This window comes from Fischerella thermalis PCC 7521, assembly GCF_000317225.1.
In the GTDB taxonomy this organism is placed as follows: Bacteria; Cyanobacteriota; Cyanobacteriia; order Cyanobacteriales; family Nostocaceae; genus Fischerella; species Fischerella thermalis.
In genome coordinates this window covers 1-20732 of sequence record NZ_AJLL01000035.1, presented here as the reverse complement: position 1 = coordinate 20732, position 20732 = coordinate 1, and the positions used below count along the sequence as shown (strand labels likewise).

Below are 20732 nucleotides of genomic sequence, written 5' to 3'. Positions count from 1 at the left end.
ACAACCAACTACCAGCCAATAAGTGACAACCAAATCAACATACTTTTGATGCAACCAGTGATTTTTTACTCTAAAGAACGCAAAAACGAACTAGCCACTGGTATTGAAACTGTACCAGAGGGGGGTACTGCTTCGGTACTAATTTTAGTGTTGGGGTTGAGTCCGACGATCAGGTGCAGTAAGAAGGTAATGATAGCGGCTTGTACAAATTTTTCTAGCATGGCGATTTCCTCTGTTTCGGTCGATGTCTTCTAAATTCGGGATCGAATCTTCTAGATACACCTTGTAGTAAGGATCTACCCCATTAGGTAGATATAACCGGATTTTTTCAGTAAATTTATGGGATTTTTTACAAAACTTTGAAAAAATAATACCGGAAAACTGCTGAGTTAATAGGGTAAGCACCATCTGCTATATATGACTACACAGTGGTTAACATGGTTTCGGAAAACAATCAGCCTTTGTAATCGATAGAATGTATCTACACTAGTTACAAGCTGGCTACATGATTCCTATCGTTATTGAACAATCAGGTCGTGGCGAACGCGCCTTTGATATCTACTCACGCCTGTTACGTGAGCGTATTATCTTTTTAGGACAAGCGATTGATGACAACGTTGCTAACTTGATTGTTGCCCAACTGCTGTTTTTAGACGCCGAAGACCCAGAGAAAGACATATATGTGTACATCAATTCTCCTGGCGGTTCGGTAACAGCAGGGATGGGTATTTTTGATACTATGAAGCACATCCGTCCGGATGTGTGTACAATTTGTACCGGATTAGCAGCCAGTATGGGTGCTTTTCTCCTTAGTGCAGGTGCTAAGGGTAAAAGAATGAGTCTTCCTCATTCTCGGATCATGATTCACCAACCTTTGGGCGGCGCTCGTGGACAAGCAACTGATATTGAAATTCAAGCCCGCGAAATCCTTTACCATAAGCGACGGCTAAACGAATATTTAGCCGAACATACAGGTCAGCCTTTGGAAAAAATCGCCGAAGACACAGAAAGGGACTTCTTTATGTCACCAGAAGAAGCCAGAGACTATGGCTTAATAGACCAAGTGATTGACCGTCATGCAGCTGGTAGCCGCCCAATGGCAGTTGTATAGTCAGAAATAAGGGTTAAAATTAAGGGTGAAAGGAAGTAAAAATTTCTTTATCCTTTAACTTTTGCCCTTTCCCTAGACGAGGCTATTTTATTTTTTGTTTACAAGAGTTTAGACGCCCCTGAAATTTGTTGAGTTTGAAGCTGGAATTTTAAGCAACTTGAATTCCAGCAATCATTTTTCAGTAAGCAAAGAATGATGCAACTGTGATAATTGCTTTTTAGATATCACAGCCTTTACTTTACTGGTAGGTCTAAGGATAATTATTGTATTAATTTTGCCCATTATATACCAGTCTCATCTCAAATTCCATATTTTTAGTTACAGTTTTTTAGTAGTTGTTTGTCAATTGTCATTAGTAGTGAATATGAACCAACTACCTATTACCCATTACCCATTACCATGAAATAATCAAAATCCCGCTAGCGGATCTACAGGTGTAGGCTGGGATTCTAAATATTTGAGGAAATCACGTAATTCTTCGGAATCAAGTAAATGGCGCGATCGCTTGCCATAGGTTTGAATTAAATAGTCTCTACCCTGTTCTGTCGTCCAACCCAAGCGCTGCATTTCGACTCCTATTTTGGCGATATCATCTGACTGATCCACAGGTTCACTTTTCTTCTTTTTCCTCGTTGTAGGTGCTGGCGCAGCCATTACTTCATTTGGCGTATTGTTATGACTGCGTTGGGGAAAGAGTGTGACGTTACTAGAACCAATCTCTGGTAAAGGTTGATGTTCACTTTGGTTGTTGGAAATTACCCCAAAGTCTTCCGGTTGAATATCCAAGCGTAATTCTGGGCTTGGACTCACAGCTAAGTTTTGCTCAAAGTCCTGGCTGTTGTTTTCAATTGTGGGCGTTGCAGAAACAGTTGGTGGAATAGGTGTCCTTGGTTGTGTCTCCAGATTGGGGGTATCTATGGAACTTGGGGTGAAAGCAGAGACAGGGATACGCGGAGGTGTTGATGCGGGGAAATTTTCCTTTGTTTGAGCCACATCACTACTTTTAGTCGTCTTCGCCTCAGCCATACTCTTCGCCTCACTCAAACTTTCTATTTGTGGTTGTGGCGTAGTAGTGATTCCCAAAACCATCAAAGCCCTACTTCTAGCTTGATCTTCTGCTTCCTCTACTGTTGAGGCTGCTGCCATACCAGTAGCACGGGTGATACCTTCAATTTGTACGCTTGCCCGAACAATATATTTGCCGTGATCAATTTGCACTAATTCAGAGATTAAACTAGCTGTAGGATACAAGCTCTGAAGTTGAGACAACATAATTTCACCAAATCTACGTTTTAATTATCAAAGGAAGCAATAGGGAAGAACAAAGAAGCTAAAATATGGAATCAGCAGGATAATTTTACCCAAGTGATAAAGCTGATAAATGTTAACTGTTAAATATTGCTTTTGATTTACCCACCCATTTTTGTTTGATTAGGTTGTGGATTCATTTTCGGGTATGGCCCCATTTTACCGAAGAAAGGCAGGGTCAGAGGGCATAAGCAAAAAAAGTAATTTTTGATACAAACATAATCCTCTGTGCTCTGCCCTATGGTTTAAAGCCCCTGAATTTACTTATGGAAAATAAATAAACGCGTAGCAACTGTGTTAAATCCCCTGAATGTATTCGTGAGGTTGCATCTTCCTACATCCACCAAACTGCTCAGCGTCTACCTACTTCTACCTTCTTAAACCTTTATTTATACTCATAGTTAAACCCTGAGTTACCAAAATGCTATTTAAAACTTAAGTACACTGATTGTAAAATTAAGATTTTTGAGTAAATATTGGTTACAACTAACTAAATTTAAGTGTTATTGCTAGCAATGCTATACTATTTAACCAATTTAATATCCAGAAATCTTTTCTGGAAGTACGACTAAATTTACAATAATAAAGTAATGGTTCGTCCTCACAGCTTGTTAAGCTGCTAACCTATTTGTTACTGATTCTACATATGGAACATTTAGGTTGCTCAGCAGTTTCTCCTAGTTAACAATCAGAGTCTAATCGCGAAAAGTACCTTTCAATTAGGCGATTGAACACCTGCGGTTTAAGGTGCGTAGCGCGTTTGGGCAGTTCTACTGAGAGCGATCCAAACACAGCCTCTCAAAAACCCGTTGCGTAAAAACCTAGCACTTTACCAACCCAACTTGGCAGGTGTTGGTTGGGAAAAGGGTATATTGGATTGACCAAGTGAAAGGACTTGAACGAACTGGTACTCTGAGATGATTGTGTAGCGCCCTACCTGTTGGGAAGTTCGTTTACCGCTAGTGTCTGTGGGTCGTGAGGTAATCAACCAAGAACCAGATTCAAACAATGGACATGTTGCAAGGGTGGGGGGAATCCCCACACGCAAGTGTTCTTTACTCTCAACAAAAAAAGATGTTTTGACCAAAGGTCGGTTCACTGCATGGAATTTTCAATCGCTACACTCCTTGCCAATTTCACTGATGATAAATTGGTAGCTCGTAAACTTCTAGAAAAGAAACTTGGTTGTGAAGATGAAGAGAGTTTACAGAAACTTCACATCATCTTAGAGGTACTAGAGAAAATTGGCATTTTAGTGAAAGAACGCGGTAAATATCGCCGCATTACTGAAGAAGGACTAATAGAAGCTAAGTTGCGTTGTTCCAGCAAAGGCTTTTGCTTTGCAATTCAAGATGTAGAGGGAACTGAAGACATTTACATTCGAGAAAGCCATTTAAGTAATGCTTGGAATGGCGATCGCGTTTTGGTACGAGTTCTCAAAGAAGGTAGTCGGCGTCGTTCTCCAGAAGGAGAGGTGAAATTAATTTTAGAACGTTCCAACCACACCTTGTTGGCACGGATCAAACAAGTAGAAGGGGGCTATCGTGCTGTACCTTTAGATGATCGCCTACTATTTGAACTGAAACTGTACGCCAATGGTGTGAAATTGCAAGAAGCGATCGACCATCTCGCCCATGTGGAAGTTCTACGCTATCCACTAGCACAATATCCCCCACTAGGACGGGTTGTGCAAATCCTTGGTAGTGATGCAGAAGCAGCAGCTGACATAGATTTAGTTACTTGCAAGCATGACCTTTCCCGTAGTTTTCCCGAAAACGTCCAAGAAGCAGCCACCAAGCTACCAAAAAGGATTTTAAAGGCAGATTTAAAAGAGCGGCTAGATTTACGTAACAAGTTTACTATTACGATACAGGGTAATAATGTTGACACCAAAACAGTAGAAAATGCCTTTTCCTTGGAAACAACTAGCGCTGGCAATTTGCAGCTAGGCTTTCACATCTGTGATGTTTCCCACTACGTGCAGCCAGATGAAGCACTTGATCGGGAAGCGCTTAGACGGGGCAGATCGGTATATCTGGGAGATTTGGTTCTGCCAATGTTACCAGAAAACGTGGTAGAGCGGTGTTCTCTAGTAGTAGGAAGTGATCGTCTTAGTATCTCTTGTTTAATTACCTTTGATCCAGAATCAGGAGAAGTACTGGAGTGGGAAATTCAACCCAGTGTAGTGAAAGTAGACGCTTCGGTGAATGCTCAGCAAGCAGAAACTATTCTTCTGGGTAAAAAAGTTACGAAAGTGCCTACCGAAGCAGTAGAAATACTGCAACAGTTGAAAAAGTTGCAAGTAGCCCTGAAACAACAACGCACTGCACGCGGAAGTTTGCAGTTAAACCTGCCCACGAATAAAAACCCCTTCTATGATGAAGGTATTCTCGGATGCGTAGTCGAAAAAGATTCACCTGTGCGATCGCTGCTGACAGAGTTTGTATTGCTGGTGAATCAAATCATGGCCAATCACATGAGTGCTTTAGGTGTTCCCAGCATTTGGCGAGTCCAAGGCGCACCTGATCCTGAAGATGTGCAAGAGATGCTGAAACTAGCGATCAATTTGGGCATCGAATTGTCATTAGAACCAGATATTGAGATCCAACCTCTGGATTATCAACAATTGACAAGGGTATTTGCCGAGTCGTCCTCGGAACAAGTTTTGACTTATTTGTTACAAGACACCCTCAAACAAGCTGTTTACAGCACCAATAAAGCACCCCACTTTGGTTTAGCACTGCCAGAATATGTCCACTTTACCGCACCCTTACGACGTTACCCAGATTTACTGATGCAGAGGGTATATCACTCACTGCTAGAACACGGACGCGATCGCCGCAATACTCGTGTGAAAGAGCGTGTGAACTTGCGTTCTTCTACCAGCCACGGAGAAATTAACTGGAACGTCCTACCACCAGAATTGCAACAAGAGTTGCAAAGCGAGCTGACAAGAGTAATTACCCAAATCAACGACAGAGAAAAAGAAGTCCAAGAAGCCGAAACTGACTTAGAAGGCTTACAGAGAGCCTCTTTAATGAAACAACGCATCGGTGAGGTTTTCAATGGTGTAATTACAGGCGTCCAATCCTACGGGTTCTTTGTCGAAATTGAAGTACCACCAAAAGATGGAACTGATGATCATAACGTACCTTTACGAGTAGAAGGATTAGTACACGTCAGTTCCCTCAAAGACGATTGGTACGAATATCGCGCCAGACAACAAGCCTTGTTTGGCCGGAAAAATCGCGCTTCCTATAGATTAGGCGATCGCGTCGCCGTCCAAGTTAAAAGCGTCGATTACTACCGTCAACAAATTGATCTAGTTACAGTTGGCAGCGATGGTATTCCCTATCGCCAGGATATCAGCGTCAATGGTGAAGAACCAGATATGTACTTACCTGGTGACATAGAGCAGGACGATTTAGAATCCTATGAAGAGGATGAATAAAAAGCTGGTTAGTGGTTAGTCAATAGTAGTTAGTAGTAAAAAACACTAACTACTAACTACTGTAGGCCGCGTGCATTTATACCAAAATATTTAGTTTTGCATTTAAGATACTCATACAAATGCTATCTCCCTGAAGGGAGACGCTACGCGAACGACCCTACTAACTCTTCCCAAATAATAGAAACGTGTCAAACAACAACAAGCCACTCATTTTAGGAATTACAGGTGCATCTGGTTTAATCTACGCAGTTCGCGCTTTGAAATATTTGCTTACAGCCGACTACGAAATTGAATTAGTTGCTTCTAAGTCAACCTACATGGTTTGGCAATCTGAGCAAAATATTCGTATGCCCGTAGAACCTGTTCAACAGGAACAATTTTGGCGACAACAAGCAGGAGTAGAAACGAGGGGAAAACTACGCTGTCATCCTTGGGGAGACGTGGGGGCTAATATCGCTAGTGGTTCCTTTCGTACCCTGGGAATGATTGTAATTCCCTGTAGTATGAGTACAGTAGCTAAGTTAGCAGCAGGGTTAAGTTCCGACTTGTTAGAACGAGCCGCAGACGTACAGCTAAAAGAAGGGCGAAAGCTAGTCCTAGTTCCCCGTGAAACTCCTTTTAGTCTGATTCACTTGCGGAACTTAACCACCCTTGCAGAAACCGGAGTGAGAATTGTACCTGCAATTCCTGCTTGGTATCACAATCCTCAAACTATTGAGGATTTAGTTGATTTTGTAGTTGCCCGTGCTTTGGATCAACTCGATATTGATTGTATTCCTATTCAACGTTGGCAAGGTTCTGAACAAAGGCAGGAGGCAAAAGGCAGGAGGCAGAAGGAATATTGAACAAAGGCAGCTATGCAAAAGGCAGGAGGCAGAAAGAAGACGTTGCAGAGAAAGCAGGATGATTTTATTTTCTATTACAAATAAAAAACTCAAAACTTAGTGTCTTGGTGACTTAGTGGTTCATTATTCATCCCTAATTTGTGCAACGCCAGAAGGAATATTAGATCTGTTGATTGCTAATAATATTAAGAGGCTAGGTTTACGAACTGGAGAATAGAAGCTAGACGGTCATGTGATAAATCACACAACGAGGGAATGAAAATTTAACTCCTCCTACACCCCTACACCCTTAAATCCCTACACCCAATTTCAAGACAGGGGTGAGAGGGTAAGAGCTAGTATGAAACTAATTTCTCATTCTTCATCTAATATCTCAATGTCTAATTCCCAATTCTCAGTCTCCAGTGCCTATTGCCCCTATACCCAGTTCCTAGTCTTCAGTCGCTAATCTCTATGGCTCTTTTTCGATTAATTTTATTAGTAGCAACTATGGGAGGACTAGCACTGTTATTAGTGCAAAATTGGTCTCCTATCCTCCCATTAGTCTTTTTTGGTATGCAAAGTCAACCATTGCCTTTGGCAATATGGGTTTTGTTCAGCATTGCTGCTGGTGCTGCAACTTCCTTGTTGATCTCTGGGTTATTTCAATTGTCGTATTTAGCAGGGCCACAACAGCCAAAACCTTTTGCATCCAAGTCTCGTAGAACTTCAGTAAGTGGTAGCCGTTCCTCACAAGAAAAATATGCTGATAGCTATACTAGCCCCCCACCATCGGCTGCTAAAACTTCATCTCAATCCAATCCAGACGATGATTGGGACATCGACAACAGTGAAAGTTGGGATTTTGAGGAGAAATCAGACGCAACAAAAGCTCAAGATACGGAAATTAGAGACTCGAAAAGCTATGAACGTCGCCAAGAACCTAAAGACAGCTTTCGTTCAGGTTCTTCATATTCTTATAGCTACCGCGAACCCAAAAATTCTGGAGTCGGAAAAACTGAATCAGTTTATGATGCTGACTATCGAGTAATTATTCCCCCATATCAACCATCAAGCGATGATATAACTGATGAAGATAATTCAAGCGAGAAAAATCATCAAGCTGATGAAGATGATTGGGGGTTTCTAGAGGATTTTGAAGATGACGAGCAGCGTAAGCGTTAATAAATAGAGACATCACCGAGCAATTCTCTACCTGATCCCGCAACGCTCACGAGACTCCTGCTTCACCCTACCTGTCATAGCAGCTTCTTGTAAAGTCATAAAAGCATTAAAATCTTCTAGGTCATAGCGTGTACTCAATAATTGCCGTAGCTGATTTTCAGCTTCTACAGTCAAGTACCCTGTTGATAAAGCCTTTTGCACAACATCTCTGATCCGAATCATGCTTGAATCCTCAAACGACCACACTTAATGTATTTGGCTTATTCAAGCCAGATATGCAGGTTCTTAGTGTTTTCCAGCATTAAGTTGGCCAGGCTTTTTGCAACTGAATAAGAAAATAAGTCATTTTTTACACCTTGTATTGAAAAATTGCTATTTGTGCTAATCGAGAAACTCACTAAATATTAAGAATAAGTAGAGCTGTTTATATGTAAGTACTGAGATAAGCACATTGTGCTGGTAGAAACACAGTGCTGTATAAAGCTCCATTACTAGTGAGTTTGAACTACTTAGGTAGACGCACAAAGCTTCGATAAAGTTTCAATCAAGCTCAATCAAATCTTATTAAATTTACCTTAACATAAGCAATATTAATTGATTTATGTGAATTTACTGCAAAGATTGTCATCACTCAAGTAGTCGCAGGGGGTTGCATGAAATATATTGATGTCATATTCGCTTGAATACTTATATTTTCGTGTAAGCTGGTAATAGGTAATTGGTAATCGGTAATGGGAAAAACCAATTACAAACAGCGAAGCATAACATTGTAAGCAATAAATCGAAATTGACATAAGAGGGCGATCGCACGCTGTCGCCAAATTCAATGCAGGGATATCAAACCTGACACAGTTCCTCAATTACCCGTGCAAACTCCTCAGTCATCAAGTCTGAACCATTTTCACGGTAAACTCGTAAAAGTTCCTGGTAAAACCACAAAGTTCCTTCTTTACCAGCTTTAAATTCATTCCAAATGCTGTTGCCATATTGTCGCGAGTCTGCCAATAACGACCTGGCATTGTGTAGTTTATCCGCCAAAGACACTCGCCGGATGGAGGGTGAAGCATGACGCAAGTTATGCAAATATCTTTTTTTGCGTTCTTGCCAAGGTGGTTTTGGGTAAATGTCGCATTCAGTACAGCCATCAATGATTGCTACTACTGTGTCTCCAAATTTCTGACGAATTTCCTCGCGGGTTTGACTTCCACCTTGATCTTCGATCGCATCGTGTAACAAAGCTGCGATCGCTTCTTCTTCAGTCCCTCCTGCTTCTAGTACCAGTGCTGTCACGCTTAATAAGTGTGTGACATAAGGAACACCGCTAATTTTACGGGTTTGATGAGCATGGAGACGAGTTGCATAAACTAGTGCTTCTGCAAATTTATCTGTTAGTTTCAATGTATTCATCACAACAGGGAATCTTGATGGTAAAACAGGGATTCTTTTGCTACCTCAGCAGCAATACTTTTTCGTAAATCAAAGGGAAGCAAGACTTCGCATTTAGGACGCCAAGCTCGCAGGCGCATAATGACGTTATTATCTCTATATTTATGATCTTGGTATCGGATACTTACTTGATAATAGGCATCATTCGGTGAACGATTCGCCAAAATCTTCAACAGTGCTCGCTGTGGTTCCGCTTGTTTAACCTCGCGCCGAATTAAATGTTGTGCTTGTTGGTAAGTAATTTCCGCAAAGGTATCGTGGCGTTCAGTACCTTTAACGTAGCGATCATGAAATTCTCGCTCAAATCTGAGTAGCATCAGTTGAGCAGGCAAATAGAAATCAAAACCCCATGCTTTGCTCATTGCGACTGCGATGTCATCTGGAGTGGGTAAAGATTTCTGTTGGTAACTTTGTTGCAAATTATGGGGAAGCTGAGGGTTTGTCCACTCTAGGGAGATCATGTTTTGAATGCGATCAAGGCGAAAATTATACCAATCGCCTTGTCGTAGGGGACTTTCACCATAGGCACACAGATAAACTGCTCTCTGCACGTAGTAGATGCATACTGGATAAACGATGCAATCAACGGTATCTCTCACCTTAGCGCTGTTGTAGGTGAGCTTAATCGGTGGAACTGGAGTTTTTGTCCAAAGTTGTCTTAATTCGTATTGCCAGTCTTCAACTAAATCAATTGTACTACGGGGAATAACGTAATCAAGTTTCAGGAAAAAGCGTTGTACACCGTTGATTTTTTGGGAATGGTTTTCAGCGATCGCACTCAAATCTTCCTCGAGAAAATTTAATTCGTAAGCACCAAGTTTCGCTATATTTACTTCATTATTTATAGTTGTAGGGCGTAACGGTAATTCAGTGACGCGATCATACTTTTGGTTTTTGTATACCAACCATCCCAACTCAGCTAAAGTTTCCAAATCAGCTTGCAGGGAACGGCGAGTTACTCCAAACAAACGTGTTTTGAGTAATTCATCCAGTTGAGATTTATTTATACCTGCGTGGGACACAACTGATTGTTTCCATTCAGTTTCCGAAATTCCTATTTTTGGATCAAATAGCCATTGTGCGGTAGTTTTAGCACAGGGACAGTTTTCATCGTGTAGTTTGGGAACAGTTTCACCTTTGGGGTGCGTGGAAGTAAAAAACACATCCCGCCATTGAGCATAGGTAAAACCGTCATTTAAAGCCAAGCGGTTTTCACCATAAAGCGAAGACAACCACACCCATAAACGAACTGCTCGCTGTAGATTTTGTTTGAGAGAACCACGTGCTAACCACTGCAACAGTTCGACGTTGGGAATATCTCGAAAAACTGGCTCCAGCACAATTTTAACCTTTGCTGTGTATTACGTGTTGATTTCTCTCCTACCTTTGGTTAAGCCTTCAAGGGAAGAAGAGACTGAGTGGTTCAATCTGTATTGAACTCAAGTAAAAACCATCATTACCTCTAGGTTAATCATAATTGGAAGCAGCCTCTTCCAGCAGGATTTATGATGTATCCATGCAACCAGCCAAGGTAATGACTACTTAGCAAAGATTCCCAATCCAAAATCTAAAATCTAAAATTGGCATGATACCAAATCAGGAAAATATGTGATTTGTATCACACATAATCCTGAGTATAATCTGGGACACTTGATTAATTAATATTTGATTATTAAAATTTTAAGTAGAAATACTGTTAATTTCTATGACTTCGTATCAGATAAACCTTGAAGGTGACGTGTTAAAAGTCAGGTTTGGTCAACCTGCAATGGGCGACCAAGTAGTGCGGGATGCGGCGGCACGTTTAGATGAGATGATAACACTGGGAGAACTTGCTGGGGGCAAACTACTTAAAATTGATGGGCCTGCATCTGTAGCTGTTAGTTACCTGATAGCACACAAGGTATCTCATTTATATAGTGCGATCGCAGTTTTTGACCCAAAAATAGGTATAAAAGGCTACAAATCCTTTATTGTAGCAGTCTCTCATACTCCCGCATACAAGATAGGCGAACTGATCGAAACAGACGAACCGCACAAGGATAAAATTTACCCAAAAGTTGTAATTTGTGGCCCTTCCCAATCGGGAAAATCTTGTTTGCGCGAAGGTTTAAAGCAAGCAATTTCTAACATTGCAGGCGCACCCTATCCTTATGTGATTACCGCTTGTCCAGATGGTGAGGGTGCATGGTATTCCGAGGCTGCACAGCGCGATTTAGAATTAGCACAACAGTTAAAAGCAACATACAAGGCGAAATTTACCCCAGAGTTTGCAACCAAAGCTGCAAGTTGGGTGCGGAATGCAAACACACCCCTAAATATCATTGACGTTGGCGGAAGAATAACTGACGAAAATCGCATCATTATGCGAGAAGCAACACATGCGGTAATTTTATCTGGGAAAAACGAGAAAATTCCCGAATGGCAAGAGTTTTGCGAATCGCTGGGGTTGCGGATAGTTGCAATCATCCACAGCGATCTTGAGGATAAAGAGGATGTGATTGAGTCTGAGTCGCCTGTGTTGACAGGTAAAGTTCACCGTCTTGTGCGAGGAGAGGATGTTTCCAGGAGGGGGATGGTGCAGGTCTTGGCAAAAGTTTTAGTAGGGTTGGGTAGTAAACAATGAAACAATTACGTGTTGCTGAACAAGCTGCTTTGCAAGTCATCCAAGAAGCCGTTAGGGTTCTAGCGGATTGGACAGACTCGAAATTAAAAGATAAATTGTCAAGGTTAATAACAGCAAATAGTAATGAGGATGTCATCCAAAAAGCTGTTGCAGAAGCACAGGGATTACTTTCTTGGAATAGCGAGGAAAACCCAAAAGCCTTGCGTCTGTTATTTGACTTAGTAAACTTGGAAAAAGACGAAGAGAAAAAGAGTCAAAATCAGCATCAACAACATTATTGGAAGCCAGATGTTATTGGCGATTGTAATCCTAAAATATCTTACCCCGTAGAAAAGGAACCTTCATTAGAAGATTTCAGTAAACTGAAACATGAAATTAAACAAGAATTAGATAAACTCGATGACGATAGAGATTTAAATAACCTATCTTTGCTGACTTTGATTCTGGAAAAATATGGTTCTTTCATCAGTTTTGGTGGTTTGGATATTGCATTAATAGATATAGCTAAAAGTACTGCTGCTGTTGCTGCTGCACTAGCAAATAATCCTGAAAGCAATAATCTAACTTTAATTGCAGGCGATTTATCAGGTATTCAAAAATTTATTTACACTATATCTTCTGATGGTGCGCTGAAATCTTTGCGTGCGCGCAGCTTTTACTTGGAACTAGTTACGGAAGAAGTAGTACAGCAACTTTTGGAGACGTTAGAATTACCACGTACAAATGTTATTTACGCAGGTGGTGGTAATTTATATATATTAGCTCCTGCAATAGAATCAGTTAAAAGCATAGTTGAGGAAATTTGTCAACAGTTTAATGAATGGCTTTTGGGTGAGTTTCAAGGCAAAATTTTTCTCGCACTTGATTGTTTAGACTTCCCCATCACAGATATTACCACTGCAAAGTTTGCCGAATATTGGTCAGAATTGACAAGTAAAAAACTAGCTGCACAAAAGTCTCGTAAGTTTGCTGAAAATATTAGCAAATTTATTCAAGAAAGTGAAAGTCACGAACCTTGTAAAGTTTGTCATCGTGATGATGTGGAACCAGAGAAATTAAAGCAGCTTAATAAGAACGAGCCAGATTCGGTGCTTGCTTGTGAAACTTGTTGCAGAATGTTTGAGTTAGGAGGACAGTTATTAAGAGTTGAAGTGATAGTGCGATCGCAAAGTGAAAACTTTGAGGATAAGTTTGACACACTTGCTTTTGAACTTCCTGCTACTGATAAACGTGATGCTAAAAATGTTTACTATCATTTGTTTCGCAGATGGAAACAAATAGTTCCAGATAATGACACAGCCTTGTTAGTAAATGACTGGAATATAGAGCATTATAAATTCTCCCAATTTAAGAAATCTTTTCCTTTACTGCTGGGAAACTATGCTCAAGAAAGTAGTGAAGAAAAAGGTTTTATTATCCGTGCTAACGAAATGGCGAAAAAAGCCAAAGGTATAGATAGACTTGGATATCTGCGAATGGATGTAGATAATTTGGGGAGAATCTTTGCTGAGGGTTTAGGAGAAAATAAAACTTTGCCAAGAATTGCTGGACTTTCGCGCCAGATGAGTTATTTCTTTAAAGTTTATCTCAACAGTTTAGCTGAATTTAGGCAAGAAAATTTCCTTGATTCAAATAAATTAATTGCAGATATTTTACAGAAAAAAGCAGAATTTTTAACTGCAAATAGGCGAGATAATTTACTATTTATCTATGCAGGAGGCGATGATTTATTTGTTAGTGGTACGTGGAATGAAGTTGTAGAATTTGCCTTTGATGTTTACCAGTCATTCCGTGCTTATACAGGAAATAACCCAGATATTACTTTATCAGGTGGTATTAGTATTGATGATGTTAAATTTCCCTTTTACAAAGCAGCGGATGAATCAGGAGAAGCAGAAGAAAATGCCAAAAGTAATGGTAAAGATAGCTTAGGTCTATTTGATCAAGTATTTAAGTGGGATGAATGGCTGGGAATAGAAGATATCAGCATGATTGATTCTGAAATTCAAAAATATTTACATTCAGAAACTAGACCAAAGCTACTGGGTATATTACCATTTGTCGAGAGATTAGAACAGCAAAATATCGGGGTTAATTATTCCCGTAATTTTGTGCGTAACTTACTTATCACAGCAGAAACACAAGAAAAAGCATTAGAAAAGTTTGAAGACAATAAAAAATCGGAGGAGGCTTTAGGAACTCGCTATTATTTGCATCTACCTAAGATTGCTTATACTTTAGCGAGATTACCCAAAAATGTACTAGATGACAGTGATTTTCGGACTTCCTTAAAAAGTCCATACAATGCGCCTTATTTTCGGGCGATCGCAACTTGGATTGAACTTTTAAATCGCCAGTAATTTATATGACAAAACTCAAAAAACCATCTAACCCATCAATTCCTCAAACTAACGTGAGTAAAACACAAAATACAGTTGACGAAAATGCTAAAACTATTAAAAATGAAATTATTAAAACTATTAAAAATTTACCTGATGGATTAAAAACATATCCCATTCGAGACTTAGTTAAACACGCCGAGCAATTTGGGCCTTATCTCAAACAGCAACGATTAGAAACGAACCAAGTTCGCAAATTTTTAGATGCTGTAAATCGCTTAAAAGCTGACTTAGCGGAAACAGGTGAATTTGCCAAAGTTGAAACAGAAGTTGTTCTGCTGAAACCAAAATTAGCATATGCTGCTGCCAGACAAAAAGCAGCAAAGCCATTAGATGAAGTTATGTCAGCTGCTATTGACAAAGTTCACAGCAAAGAAGATTTTGAACGGCTAGTTCAATTACTTGAATCAATTATTGCTTATCACAAAGCTGAAGGTGGAAAGTAAATATGCCAGTATCATACGCACAAAAACCCCTACTTGGTAAATTAACCCTCACTAGTCAACTTTCTGCTGAAACAGGATTGCATATTGGTGGTGGTGGCGAAAATTTGGATATCGGTGGACTGGATAAACCTGTAATTCGTGACCCTCTCACAAAATATCCTTATTTACCTGGTTCTTCAATTAAAGGTAAACTGCGTTCTATCTTAGAAAGGTTATTAAATAAACCCCTAAATCGTTCAGGAGGAAGCGGTACTTGGCGCTATGAAAGTGACGATTTAAAAGATGGATTTACTGAAGTAGAAGCAGGTAGATTTATTGCCTACGAAGGTGCTAACACCTGTCAAATTAGTCGTCTATTTGGTTCTACCGGGGGTTCCAAATTTTGGATGCCAATTGAAACTGCTAGAGAAGAAGGATTATATGAAGAAAATAAAGATAATCCTACTTCTACAATACAAAATCAAAATTGTATTAAAATCAATCGCGGACGTAACGCGCCAGCTCGATTGATTATTCGAGATTGCCATTTAGTACCAGAATCAGCAGAAAAACTCAAGCAAGTCGACACTGGTTTATACATGACTGAGTGGAAATTTGAAAACGGTATTGACCGAGTAACAGCAGCAGCAAATCCCAGACAGTTAGAACGTGTACCCGCTGGATCAAAATTCCAGTTTGAATTAGTTTACACCGTTGAAAACAAAAACCAAGTCATTGAAGACTTGCAAAATATTGCGATCGCACTGGCCATTTTAGAAGATGATGCACTTGGCGGACATGGTTCTAGAGGTTACGGAAAAGTCAGATTTCAGAACTTTCAGTTTTCCTATCGCAGCTTGGCACAGTATCGCCAAATGACCAGTACTCCTCCTGGTACATCAGCTTTACAACCATTAGAAACCATTCCCAACACCCAAGCACTCTTAGATAACTTTGGAAGTTTAAGCGAGTACGTAAATCGATTATTACCAGGAGATTAATCATGAGTGTCTGGAAATTAGTAAAACTCAACTTTGGTCGCAATCCCGCGCATTTTGGGGAAGTGGGAATAGGGATGGAAAAAACGAGCGATCGCGTCCGTTCCGATACTTTATTTAGTGCATGGGTTAGTGTCTACGCGCGGTTATTCGGTAAAAATGCAGTTGAGGAATTATTGCAGATATTTCCTTCAAAAGAGCAACCTGAATTAACTCCCCCTTTCCGTATCAGTTCCACCTTTATTTATCGACAAGTTGGACAAGAAACAATTTACTATCTTCCCCGTCCCCTGAAGTTTCCCATCAACTATCCTGATGACGATCTAGCTTTTTTCAAAACCTACAAAAAGCTTAATTATTTGCCTTTAGAAATATGGCAAAGATGGTATCAAACAGAAGGGTTTCAAGAGAGCGATCGCCAAGAATTAATTGCTCAAACTACTGGTAAAAAAGCAGCAGGAACCTTTGACTACAAAAAAGCCTTTAAAATTAACAAAGTTCCGAAAGTTGCTGTAGACCGCGTAACCAGAGCAACAAACTTTTACCATACTGGTTTTGTTCAATTTGAGTGGGAGAAAAATCCGGCTGGTTTATACTTTCTCATACAATTATCTCCAGAAGGAGAGAAATTAGTAGACAAGCTAAAAGCTGCTTTGTATCTATTAGGAGAAGAAGGACTGGGAGGAGAACGTTCGAGTGGTGCAGGAAGATTTCAAGTTAAGTGGTTAGAATTACCAGAAACGTGGCAAAAAGTGGTAGATTTTTCCGCTGGAAATCATCACGCGCTGATGAGTTTGTTTTGGGATACACCCATAACAACTGACTTTTTAAATCAAGCTAGCTATGACATTCAAGAACGGGGTGGTTGGATAGCAGAAAATCAACTCCGACGTAAAATGGTGCGCATGTTTAGCGAAGGTTCAGTTTTTCTAGCACCACCACAAGGAAAGCTAGTAGATGTTACACCCAACGGTTTCAACAAATATCGAATTTACCGTAGTGGTATTAGCTTAAGTTTGCCAATTAAAGCACAGGATAAATAATATTATGGTGGTTTCTCCCGAATCTGCTCTCAAGAAACCTGATTTTTATCAATCAAAAAAGATACTAATGACAAGTCCAATTTTACATATTGGCTCATCAGTATCAATATTAAATCCTTTTGAATATGTACAGACAGATAGAAAAGTCTATTTCCCCAACCAAGAAGCCTTAGCAAAGGGTTTATTAGCGCAAGGAGGACGATTTTTCAACGATTATATTCAAGCAATTGAAGAACGCCAAGACATCACAGGACTTTTAAAACAAGCCTTTGGTTCCGAGTGGTGGAAAGCTAAAGATACACAAGGCTGTCCAATTTTCCCCAAAGAAGCCGTCAGCCAAAAGTTGACATCTGAGAGAATTACAGATTTGCGTCCCATGATTCGGAATGGGATGGGACAATTATTTATTCCTGGTTCTTCGATTAAAGGAGCAATTAGAACTGCGATCGCATATTATCTATTGAAACACGCAGATCGTTTTCAATTACCTTTGCCAAAGCGGGTGAGCGAAATCGAGAAAAAATTGAGAGAAAAATTAGGAAAAATTAATCAACATCAGCAGAAATTTCTTGATGATGAGCTATTCATGGATAGTTTATTCTCAGAATTCCACCTCACATATCAAGAGAGAAACTTTCCTGGTAAAGGGCCAAATACAGACTTTTTCAGAGCTATCAAAATTACAGATTCAGCACCACTTTTAGAAGGCAAAATTAAAACAAAGAAAGGTCAAGAAATACCTGTTAACATCCCTGTTGTTGCGGAAGTAGTAGTTTCTAGCAGATTTTCAGATTACTTAGCTAAATATAAAGCATCTATCTATACTGAAATGGTGCGAAATGTCCAAACAGAATTCACCATTACATTAGATACAGAAATGCTTTCATGGTTCACACACAAACAGGGAATGAAGTTACCCTTTAATAACTTGGACGAACTCTTACAAATATGTCAAGAATTTACTCAAGAACAATGGGACTATGAGCATGATTATTGGCAAGAAATTAAGAACAATCCTCAAGCATCAGGGAAAAATTTAGATTTTAATTATATCCGCGAATTTTACGAACCAGAAAAATGTCCCTATAGTTTGAGACTGGGTTGGGGTAGTGGAATGAATGGGACTACTATTGGCTTGTGTCTTGATGATGAACTGCGGGAAGATATTCGCGATACTTGTGGTTTAAAAGCGCCTGGTTTTGAAGCACCAAAGTCTAGGCGAACTGTGATGAATACCAAAGGTGAAATTAAGTTTGTACCGGGATGGGTTAAATTCAAAAATCTACAAGACTAATGCTAATTCGTTCTACCTGGATATTAAGTGTATCAGAACCGACAATTTTACCCCGTTCCTATAGCTTGGAACTGGTAAAACAACTGCATCAACAACTAGGTTTAGAAATGGGAAACGAAGCAATTCCTTCTGTTTCCTGCTCAGGAATTATCGGTTTATGCTCCACTTCTCGAGATTTCTTCACCTTCCATCCAGAGGAATTTTACAAATTATCCCTATCTGGATTGCAGGAAGTTTCAGCAAAAGCAATTTCTCATCTTCATCTCTCAGACTCTTTAGAATTCCTTGGAGCTAAATTTAACGTTATCAACCGTGAAGATGAAATCACCAGCTATGAAGAATTGTACACAAATTTAGTAGCAAATGAACCAGAAGCAATCAGACGGTTTGAGTTGCAGTTTATCACTCCCACAGCTTTTTCTCAGGGTGGAACAAATCTACCTCTACCTGTACCAAATTTAATGTTCCACAGTTGGCTAGAACGCTGGAATAATTTTGCGCCTGTTTATTTGGGAGGTGATGAATTAATTGCTTACCTCAGCAATGCGATTTTGCTGAAAAATCACAAAATTCAAACCAGAAGTTGGCAATTACATAGAGGTTATGTGAATGGATTTGTGGGTGATGTAACGCTACACATTTTTAATCGTGCTGACTCTTTATTGGCAAATGTGGCTAATTTATTAGTTCAATATGCGCGTTTTGCTGGTACGGGGATGAAGACAAGGTTGGGGATGGGACAGACATTAATTAATATATCAAATAGATAATTATGAAAAAGATTATTACATTTTTGGGTATTCAGGCTAAGAAAACAACATATTGTTTTCAAGGTCAAAATTATGACGGAGAAGTATTTGCAGAAGCTTTACATAAGTTTTGCAATTATGACTCGATGTTAGTTTGTGTGACAAGTGAAGCCAAAGAAAAAACTTTTCCTATTTTAGAGAAATTAGAAGAAAAACGCATACAAGCAGTTGAAATCCCCACTGGGCAAAGCACCGAAGAAATGTGGGAAACTTTTAAAATTATTAATCAAGAAGTAAATGAAAATGACAGCGTTATATTTGATATAACTCATGGTTTGCGTTCTTTACCATTTTTAGTATTTTTATTTGCAGCATACCTTAAAGCAGCTAAAAACGTTACAATTGAGGCTATTTACTACGGAGCCTGGGAATTAGGATTTTCCAATAATGGAATAGCACCAGTTATTGATTTATCTGAATTTATTGGAATGCTCGACTGGTTAACTGCAACTGAGCGTTTTGTGGAAATAGGAGATGGACAGCCACTAGCTGATTTATTAAAAAAAGGAATGCCATCCAAAATCGAACTACGTGATAGTATTTCAGCACGAGAACTTAAAAGGGATCTTGAAGCAGCGTCTAAGGCAATTGAATCTATTTCTCTAGCATTACGCCTAACTCGACCAATAGAAACTATGGAGGAAGCAACTAAGCTAAAACAAGCTTTAAAAAAAGCTGAACCTAGTATTGCTAAACAAGCACAACCATTTAGTATTTTAGGTAAACAAGTAGTCAAAGAATACGGCCAATTCGCCCTTGAAAACCCAAGAGAAAATTCGCAATTAGCTAATAATTTACGGCTGCAACTAAAAATGATTCAGTGGTACCGTGAAAGACAGCAAATCGTACAAGCAGTAATTTTAACACGTGAATGGATTGTTTCTGTTTTAGCTCTCAAGTTTGGAGAACCAACGTTCTCTAATAAAAATGGACGTTCTGAAGTAGAAAGAGCTTTAAATAATGGAGTAAGAATACAGTCAAAAAAAACTGTTGATACTATTAGTAGTTGCGATGAAAAGCTTAAAAACTTAGCAAACAAAGACGAACTAATAGACCTTTGGCAGCAAGTTACAGAGTTAAGAAATGATATTGCCCATGTTGGCATGAATCCCGATCCTAAATTAGCCAAAACACTTAAAGATCGTTTTGAAAAGATATATCCATCTCTTTCAGAATTAGTAGCATCACTACTACCTCCACAATAAAATTATTAAACTTCATCATATTAAGTCACATTCATGTCCAAAATTCTCCTTGTTACCGTAGGTGGTTCCTTTCAACCGATCATCACCGCTATCCACAGCCTACAACCCGATCGCGTTATTTTTATTGCTTCCGATGGTGAAAAAGGAAGTAAATCACAAGTTATCGGCGAAGGAACCCCCTGTGAAGTGCGTCGGGGTGCAGAGGTGATCGAAAGATTACCCAACATTCCCACACAGGTAAATTTAGGAGAAAACTTTCAACCAGAACGAGATTTAATTTTAGTGCAAAATCCCGATAATTTAGCCGAATGCTATTCCAAAATTTGCAATTGTATCCGCAAATTACAACAAGAAAGCGGACACCAAATCATGGCTGACTACACTGGTGGAACCAAAACCTTGTCCGCAGCATTGGTAATGGCTGCTGTTGACTGCGGAATTTCTCTGTATATTACCATTGCAGCTAGGGATAATCTCGTGAAAGTAGAGCGAGGAGAGTTAACCCAAAAGGTAGACACCAGCTTTAAATGATCTTTTGTAGTATTGATTCAGAAGGCAGAAGGCAGAAGGCAGTCCCGATGAAAAAAATTCACCACTAAGTATGAAAT

At 39.6% G+C, this 20732-nt stretch carries 19 protein-coding genes; 13 read left to right on the top strand and 6 right to left on the bottom strand.

What is annotated here, in order from left to right; all coding sequences use genetic code 11:
* Positions 1 to 65 precede the first annotated feature (65 nt).
* Positions 66 to 221: a hypothetical protein gene (locus UYK_RS26705; RefSeq protein ID WP_009756690.1), complete on the bottom strand. Its 156-nt coding sequence runs from the start codon at positions 219 to 221 to the stop codon at positions 66 to 68.
* Positions 222 to 505: 284 nt separating this feature from the next.
* Here UYK_RS26705 and clpP point away from each other — a divergent pair, with 284 nt between their 5' ends.
* Complete coding sequence (gene clpP, locus UYK_RS0108270; RefSeq protein WP_009756691.1) at positions 506 to 1111, top strand: ATP-dependent Clp endopeptidase proteolytic subunit ClpP; 606 nt, start codon at positions 506 to 508, stop codon at positions 1109 to 1111.
* 408 nt (positions 1112 to 1519) lie between these two features.
* On the opposite strand, the gene UYK_RS0108265 is transcribed toward clpP, so the two are convergent.
* Together UYK_RS0108265 and UYK_RS0108260 are read right to left on the bottom strand one after the other, a co-directional pair.
* Positions 1520 to 2383, bottom strand: coding sequence for a hypothetical protein (locus UYK_RS0108265; RefSeq protein ID WP_016871244.1), 864 nt, complete (start codon positions 2381 to 2383; stop codon positions 1520 to 1522).
* Between the two features lie 865 nt (positions 2384 to 3248).
* Positions 3249 to 3518, bottom strand: coding sequence for a hypothetical protein (locus UYK_RS0108260; protein WP_016871243.1), 270 nt, complete (start codon positions 3516 to 3518; stop codon positions 3249 to 3251).
* Between the two features lie 3 nt (positions 3519 to 3521).
* Here UYK_RS0108260 and UYK_RS0108255 point away from each other — a divergent pair, with 3 nt between their 5' ends.
* From UYK_RS0108255 to UYK_RS0108245, 3 genes are all read left to right on the top strand, one after another.
* Positions 3522 to 5870, top strand: a complete 2349-nt coding sequence (locus UYK_RS0108255; protein WP_016871242.1) for a ribonuclease R family protein — start codon at positions 3522 to 3524, stop codon at positions 5868 to 5870.
* Between the two features lie 185 nt (positions 5871 to 6055).
* Complete coding sequence (locus UYK_RS0108250) at positions 6056 to 6715, top strand: flavin prenyltransferase UbiX (protein WP_009756694.1); 660 nt, start codon at positions 6056 to 6058, stop codon at positions 6713 to 6715.
* Between the two features lie 453 nt (positions 6716 to 7168).
* The gene (locus UYK_RS0108245; RefSeq protein WP_009756695.1) at positions 7169 to 7879 is read left to right on the top strand and encodes a LapA family protein; all 711 of its coding nucleotides are present in this window, start codon (positions 7169 to 7171) and stop codon (positions 7877 to 7879) included.
* A 27-nt stretch (positions 7880 to 7906) separates the two neighbouring features.
* Here UYK_RS0108245 and UYK_RS0108240 read toward each other — a convergent pair whose 3' ends face one another.
* The 3 genes from UYK_RS0108240 to UYK_RS0108230 all read right to left on the bottom strand — a co-directional run bounded on the left by UYK_RS0108240 (position 7907) and on the right by UYK_RS0108230 (position 10665).
* Complete coding sequence (locus tag UYK_RS0108240) at positions 7907 to 8101, bottom strand: hypothetical protein (protein WP_009756696.1); 195 nt, start codon at positions 8099 to 8101, stop codon at positions 7907 to 7909.
* A 615-nt stretch (positions 8102 to 8716) separates the two neighbouring features.
* Positions 8717 to 9286 (bottom strand): HD domain-containing protein, encoded by a 570-nt coding sequence (locus UYK_RS0108235; protein WP_009756697.1) that lies wholly within the window; start codon positions 9284 to 9286, stop codon positions 8717 to 8719.
* Positions 9286 to 10665, bottom strand: coding sequence for a TIGR03985 family CRISPR-associated protein (locus tag UYK_RS0108230; protein WP_009756698.1), 1380 nt, complete (start codon positions 10663 to 10665; stop codon positions 9286 to 9288). Before UYK_RS0108230 ends, UYK_RS0108235 begins: the two co-directional genes overlap by 1 nt.
* 365 nt (positions 10666 to 11030) lie before the next feature.
* On the opposite strand from UYK_RS0108230, the gene UYK_RS0108225 reads away from it, so the two are divergent.
* The 9 genes from UYK_RS0108225 to UYK_RS0108185 are packed head-to-tail and all read left to right on the top strand — an operon-like array spanning position 11031 to position 20655.
* Positions 11031 to 11951, top strand: coding sequence for a hypothetical protein (locus UYK_RS0108225; protein ID WP_026086404.1), 921 nt, complete (start codon positions 11031 to 11033; stop codon positions 11949 to 11951).
* A complete protein-coding gene (gene cas10 / locus UYK_RS0108220; RefSeq protein WP_016871240.1) occupies positions 11948 to 14311 on the top strand; it encodes a type III-A CRISPR-associated protein Cas10/Csm1 in 2364 nt (787 codons plus the stop codon). Before UYK_RS0108225 ends, cas10 begins: the two co-directional genes overlap by 4 nt.
* Positions 14312 to 14316: 5 nt before the next feature.
* Entirely contained in the window at positions 14317 to 14796 is a 480-nt protein-coding gene (gene csm2, locus UYK_RS0108215) for a type III-A CRISPR-associated protein Csm2 (protein ID WP_016871239.1), read from the top strand.
* A gap of 2 nt (positions 14797 to 14798) precedes the next feature.
* Complete coding sequence (csm3, locus tag UYK_RS0108210; protein ID WP_016871238.1) at positions 14799 to 15776, top strand: type III-A CRISPR-associated RAMP protein Csm3; 978 nt, start codon at positions 14799 to 14801, stop codon at positions 15774 to 15776.
* 2 nt (positions 15777 to 15778) lie between these two features.
* A complete protein-coding gene (gene csm4, locus UYK_RS0108205; protein WP_016871237.1) occupies positions 15779 to 16816 on the top strand; it encodes a type III-A CRISPR-associated RAMP protein Csm4 in 1038 nt (345 codons plus the stop codon).
* A gap of 4 nt (positions 16817 to 16820) precedes the next feature.
* Complete coding sequence (gene csm5 / locus UYK_RS0108200; RefSeq protein WP_016871236.1) at positions 16821 to 18110, top strand: type III-A CRISPR-associated RAMP protein Csm5; 1290 nt, start codon at positions 16821 to 16823, stop codon at positions 18108 to 18110.
* Positions 18110 to 18880 carry a CRISPR system precrRNA processing endoribonuclease RAMP protein Cas6 gene (gene cas6, locus UYK_RS0108195; RefSeq protein WP_016871235.1) on the top strand — a complete coding sequence of 257 codons (771 nt, stop codon included), beginning with the start codon at positions 18110 to 18112 and terminating at the stop codon, positions 18878 to 18880. Before csm5 ends, cas6 begins: the two co-directional genes overlap by 1 nt.
* Positions 18881 to 18882: 2 nt before the next feature.
* Positions 18883 to 20124 (top strand): TIGR02221 family CRISPR-associated protein, encoded by a 1242-nt coding sequence (gene csx2 / locus UYK_RS0108190; protein WP_016871234.1) that lies wholly within the window; start codon positions 18883 to 18885, stop codon positions 20122 to 20124.
* Between the two features lie 33 nt (positions 20125 to 20157).
* Positions 20158 to 20655: a hypothetical protein gene (locus tag UYK_RS0108185; RefSeq protein WP_016871233.1), complete on the top strand. Its 498-nt coding sequence runs from the start codon at positions 20158 to 20160 to the stop codon at positions 20653 to 20655.
* Positions 20656 to 20732 lie beyond the last annotated feature (77 nt).

Excerpts from the sequence above, each read along its gene's own strand:
- UYK_RS26705 (WP_009756690.1), bottom strand. The coding sequence starts at position 221 with ATGCTAGAAAAATTTGTACAAGCCGCTATCATTACCTTCTTACTGCAC.
- clpP (WP_009756691.1), top strand. The coding sequence starts at position 506 with ATGATTCCTATCGTTATTGAACAATCAGGTCGTGGCGAACGCGCCTTT.
- UYK_RS0108265 (WP_016871244.1), bottom strand. The coding sequence starts at position 2,383 with ATGTTGTCTCAACTTCAGAGCTTGTATCCTACAGCTAGTTTAATCTCT.
- UYK_RS0108255 (WP_016871242.1), top strand. The coding sequence starts at position 3,522 with ATGGAATTTTCAATCGCTACACTCCTTGCCAATTTCACTGATGATAAA.
- UYK_RS0108245 (WP_009756695.1), top strand. The coding sequence starts at position 7,169 with ATGGCTCTTTTTCGATTAATTTTATTAGTAGCAACTATGGGAGGACTA.
- UYK_RS0108240 (WP_009756696.1), bottom strand. The coding sequence starts at position 8,101 with ATGATTCGGATCAGAGATGTTGTGCAAAAGGCTTTATCAACAGGGTAC.
- UYK_RS0108235 (WP_009756697.1), bottom strand. The coding sequence starts at position 9,286 with ATGAATACATTGAAACTAACAGATAAATTTGCAGAAGCACTAGTTTAT.
- UYK_RS0108225 (WP_026086404.1), top strand. The coding sequence starts at position 11,031 with ATGACTTCGTATCAGATAAACCTTGAAGGTGACGTGTTAAAAGTCAGG.
- cas10 (WP_016871240.1), top strand. The coding sequence starts at position 11,948 with ATGAAACAATTACGTGTTGCTGAACAAGCTGCTTTGCAAGTCATCCAA.
- csm2 (WP_016871239.1), top strand. The coding sequence starts at position 14,317 with ATGACAAAACTCAAAAAACCATCTAACCCATCAATTCCTCAAACTAAC.
- csm3 (WP_016871238.1), top strand. The coding sequence starts at position 14,799 with ATGCCAGTATCATACGCACAAAAACCCCTACTTGGTAAATTAACCCTC.
- csm4 (WP_016871237.1), top strand. The coding sequence starts at position 15,779 with ATGAGTGTCTGGAAATTAGTAAAACTCAACTTTGGTCGCAATCCCGCG.
- csm5 (WP_016871236.1), top strand. The coding sequence starts at position 16,821 with ATGGTGGTTTCTCCCGAATCTGCTCTCAAGAAACCTGATTTTTATCAA.
- cas6 (WP_016871235.1), top strand. The coding sequence starts at position 18,110 with ATGCTAATTCGTTCTACCTGGATATTAAGTGTATCAGAACCGACAATT.
- csx2 (WP_016871234.1), top strand. The coding sequence starts at position 18,883 with ATGAAAAAGATTATTACATTTTTGGGTATTCAGGCTAAGAAAACAACA.
- UYK_RS0108185 (WP_016871233.1), top strand. The coding sequence starts at position 20,158 with ATGTCCAAAATTCTCCTTGTTACCGTAGGTGGTTCCTTTCAACCGATC.